The organism is Lysinibacillus sp. (assembly GCF_032093475.1).
Taxonomy (GTDB): domain Bacteria; phylum Bacillota; class Bacilli; order Bacillales_A; family Planococcaceae; genus Lysinibacillus; species Lysinibacillus irui.
In genome coordinates this window covers 23452-27766 of the sequence record NZ_DAMDAY010000050.1, presented here as the reverse complement: position 1 = coordinate 27766, position 4315 = coordinate 23452, and the positions used below count along the sequence as shown (strand labels likewise).

Sequence of the window (4315 nt, the reverse complement as noted above, 5' to 3'; positions counted from 1 at the left end):
CACTTATGAGCGGAGTCATCCTTCCTTTGAGCGGTTTCCTCAACTTTAGGAGCGGAGTCACACCTCCTTTGAGCGGTTTCCTCAATTTATGAGCGGGTTCTCCCCTCCTTTGAGCGGGTTCCTCAACTTTATGAGCGGAGTCACCATTCCTTTGAGCGGTTTCCTCACACTTATGAGCGGGTTCATCCTTCCTTTGAGCGGTTTTCTCACACTTATGAGCGGGGTGGCACCTTCTTTGAGCGGTTTTCTCACATTTTCGAGCGGGTTCTCCCCTCCTTTGAGCGGGTTCATCAACTTTATGAGCGGATTCACACCTCCTTTGAGCGGTTTTCTCACACTTATGAGCGGGTTCATCCTTCCTTTGAGCGGTTTCCTCAACTTTAGGAGCGGGTTCTCCCTTCCTTTGAGCGGTTTTCTCACACTTATGAGCGGAGTCATCCTTCCTTTGAGCGGTTTCCTCAACTTTAGGAGCGGGTTCACACATCCTTTGAGCGGTTTCTTCAATTTTACGAGCGGTTTCCTCACATTTTCGAGCGTTTTCACTCCTCCTTCGAGCGGTTCCTCACACAGATGAGCGGAGTCATACCATTTACGAGCGAAGTCTCCCATATTAAGCCGTTTATCAACACTTATGAGCAACAACTATCATCCCCAGAGCGAAGCCCACCCCATACAATGAAAAAAACCAGCATCAGCTGGTTTTTCCTTTTTATTGTTGACGGGATTCGGTCATTTGCTTCCAGACCGAGCCTTTTGCTTCCTCGCCTTGTTCGATACGGGCGATGGCCATTTTGACTTGTAATTTTACTTCGAATTCTTTATCGTTTTCGGCAGCTTGTAATGCTGGTAAAGATTGCTCCGTGCCGACCTCATATAAATACATTGCTGCACGCCAGCGAACCAGTTTGTTTTTATCTTGTAAGGCTTGTTGCATGGCTCCTTCAAATTCAACAAAGCCAAGGTCACTCATGCAGTCACCTGCAGTTCGGCGCACGGCTGCACTTTTATCTTGAAGGGCTCTTTCTAAATAAGGAACAACAGCCACATCTTCAATCATGCCTAAGTACACAGTAGCAAGTCGGCGAATGGACATTTGTTCATCTCGTAAGGCTAAATCAAGTAATGGTAGATCATCTAGCTCTGGATCGGCCATTTGGTCAAGCAATTGGAAGCGTTTCTCCCATTCTGGTTGATTGAACTGCTCCACTGTTATTTTTAGCTTGTCTGTTTTTACAATAGCTTTTTCGTCATCATTATTGATGGCAGCTACAATTTCTGCTAAGCGTTCTGGAGAATACGTGACATCGATCTCCTGTTTGACTGCTTCAGCAATTTCCTCAAGCTCGCCGTACCGCACCCCATAATCAATCCACTTGCGTTGGAAGATATAGTTCTCGTCTACTGCTGATTCAATGATTTGATTAAAGGCCTCTACAAAACGGTCACCACAGCTTACACGATGTTCACGTTGATTATCAAACACTTTTACTTGCAGTGGTACCTGCTTGTAAAACTGTACATGCACGTAAACCTCACCGTAAAACTCATTGGCCACAACCGTTTCATCCTGTGTTTGTACATCTTCTCCTAGCACTTGACGAATGCTTGCTAGAATGCCTTCCCATGCATACTTAGCATTGCGCTCCACCGCAAAGAAATCCGCTACATGGTAAACGCCCTTTACTCCTTCAATAGCTAAAATGGCTGCAGCTTCGCCAGTTGCCTCATCCTTATTATCTTTTGTAAAATTATAGCTTTTCCCGAACGGTAGCTCTGTATCAACAACAATCTTCATAGAATTGGGACTTGGTGTCGGTTCAATTGTAATAATCTTCATGTCTATCGCTCCTTATCCGTTAACAATTTCATCTAAATAAGACCATCTTTCAATCAGGTGCTCGTAGTGTGCATTTAGCTCATCAAGCTTAGCCGTTAATTCCTGTAGTTTCGTGAAGTCTGAACCAGCTTGAGCAATTCCTTCTTCCGTCTCCATGATGGCTGTTTCTGTTTTTTCAATATCATCTGCAATCGTTTCCCATTCTTTTTGCTCTTTAAACGATAGCTTCTTCTTATCTGATTTGGGCTTTTCAGTCTTTGCCTTTTCAACTTTTGGTGTCTCTACTTTAGCAGTCGCTGCTTGCTCGCGCTTCTCCAAGTACTCACTGTAAAGATCAAGTGATTCCTCTACTTGCCCCTGTCCATCCAAAATCCAAAGCTTTTTAGCAATTCGGTCTAAGAAGAAACGATCATGGGAAATCGTAATTACAACACCAGGGAAATGCTCAATGAAATCCTCTAGCACACCTAATGTTTCAATATCTAAATCATTCGTTGGTTCGTCCAATAATAAGACGTTTGGCTGCTCCATTAATAAACGTAATAAATGGAGACGCTTGCGCTCACCGCCTGATAATTTCCCAATCGGTGTACCATGCGCATGCAATGGGAATAAAAAGCGTTCAAGCATTTGAGCCGCCGAGTAGCGTACGCCTTCTGCATCTGTAATATCATTAGAAGCCTCACGTATATATTCAATCATACGCTCATTTTCATTCATTTTCGGCAATGTTTGCTTGAAATGCGCTAGCTTTACTGTTGAGCCAACAAGAATTTCACCTTGATCGGGTGTCAACTCCCCTGCTAGCATGTTCAATAAAGTTGATTTTCCTACACCATTTGCACCGATAATACCTATGCGATCACCCTGCTGTAGTAAAAATGAGAAGTTTTCTAGAATTTTTTGCTGTCCAAAAGCTTTCGAAATATTTTCGGCCTCCAGAACTTTACGACCAAGACGTGTTGTAGCCAGTCCCATTTCTAAAGAAACGTCCTCTGATTTTCGCTCTAAGTTTTCCTCTAGCTTTTCAAAGCGTTGAATACGAGCCTTCTGCTTAGTTGAGCGCGCCTTCGCACCGCGACGAATCCATTTTAACTCTGAACGATAACGGTTGCGGTCCTTTTGAGCAGAGGCTGCTTTCATTTCCTCACGAATGGCACGCGCCTCTAAATAATCGCCATAATTCCCTGTATGTCGATATAGCGTTTGATCTGCTAGCTCGTAAATATGTGTCGATAATTCATCTAAGAAGTAACGATCATGGGTGATGAAAATTACGGCACCCTTTAGTCGTAGCACCATTTCCTGAAGCCACTCTGTTGATTGCACATCTAAATGGTTGGTAGGCTCGTCTAGTAGGTAAAGATCTGCTGGTTCAATTAACACTTTGGCTAAAGCGACACGTTTCTGCTGACCTCCTGAAAGTGTTAGAACCTCTTTCTCAAATGTTTCAATACCTAGCTTTGTTAATGATGTCTTTGCTAACGCATTGACATCCCATGCCTGCTCTTCATCCATACGCTGTTGTAAGCTAAACAACGTTTTTTGTAAACTATCAGATGTTGGATTAACTGCTAAAGCAGCAACGGTTTCCTCATACTGACGATTCAGCTGTAAAATAGGTGAATCGCCAGCAAAGACAGCCTGTAAAACTGTTTCACCAGCTTCAAATGTCGGCTCCTGTGGTAAATAGGCGATACGGTACTTATTCGGACGGTCCACAGTCATCGAGTCTGCTTCAACGTCTCCAGCTAAAATAGATAGCAGCGTCGACTTCCCTGTTCCATTAATACCGATTAAACCTGCTCGCTCTCCTTCATAAATGGTAAATTCAATATCTTGAAAAAGCGTTTTATCGCCCACTGTTTTTGTTAAATTTTGTACGATTAAATGACTCATTCCACTATTCCATCTCTTTCATGTTAGGTATTGTTCATGCCCACACGATTTGTATGTAGACGATTATTGATATCCATTATTCATCATAACACCAATTGACATGTAAACAAAGAACAACAAACTATCACAGCTTGTTGTTCAATAATACATTCGCAAATGCTATCAGAGCTAGATAATCTGTTATTCTATATGCCGCGCTTCCGATTTTATGGGGCCCCGTGGATTAAAATAAAAAATGGGAATCTGAAAAAGAAAAGTGGAAAATAACCGTTTTATTTTTGATTCTTCCTCATAGTGATAAATGGTTCAATTGTAGAGAAACGAACCATAAGGGCGAATGCACAAATATATTTCTCTTAATTTATTTTAAGGACCATAGCTTAACACAAACAAATAGCCTTGTTGAAGAAGAGTTCAACAACATTTTTACATTATTCAGAAAAATGCTACCACTAAAAGCTACTATTGAATATAGTTTTATAGAAGAGAGTTCAGATGATTCGATACGATTTACAGAGCAAGAAATCGCCCAATATGCACAGCCGATTTCATCAAAAAATTTCGAATAAAATAGTAACG

Annotated in this window: 4 protein-coding genes; all 4 read right to left on the bottom strand. The window is 42.0% G+C overall.

Annotation, left to right across the window (positions count from 1 at the left end; all coding sequences use genetic code 11):
• Positions 1-81 precede the first annotated feature (81 nt).
• Complete coding sequence (locus RT445_RS12135; protein WP_313470651.1) at positions 82-543, bottom strand: hypothetical protein; 462 nt, start codon at positions 541-543, stop codon at positions 82-84.
• A gap of 166 nt (positions 544-709) precedes the next feature.
• Positions 710-1837, bottom strand: coding sequence for a conserved virulence factor C family protein (locus RT445_RS12130; RefSeq protein ID WP_312507102.1), 1128 nt, complete (start codon positions 1835-1837; stop codon positions 710-712).
• A gap of 12 nt (positions 1838-1849) precedes the next feature.
• Positions 1850-3736, bottom strand: coding sequence for an ABC-F family ATP-binding cassette domain-containing protein (locus tag RT445_RS12125; protein WP_274796573.1), 1887 nt, complete (start codon positions 3734-3736; stop codon positions 1850-1852).
• Between the two features lie 361 nt (positions 3737-4097).
• Positions 4098-4315: hypothetical protein (locus RT445_RS12120; protein WP_313470650.1), on the bottom strand; the 218-nt coding region annotated here is incomplete at its 5' end.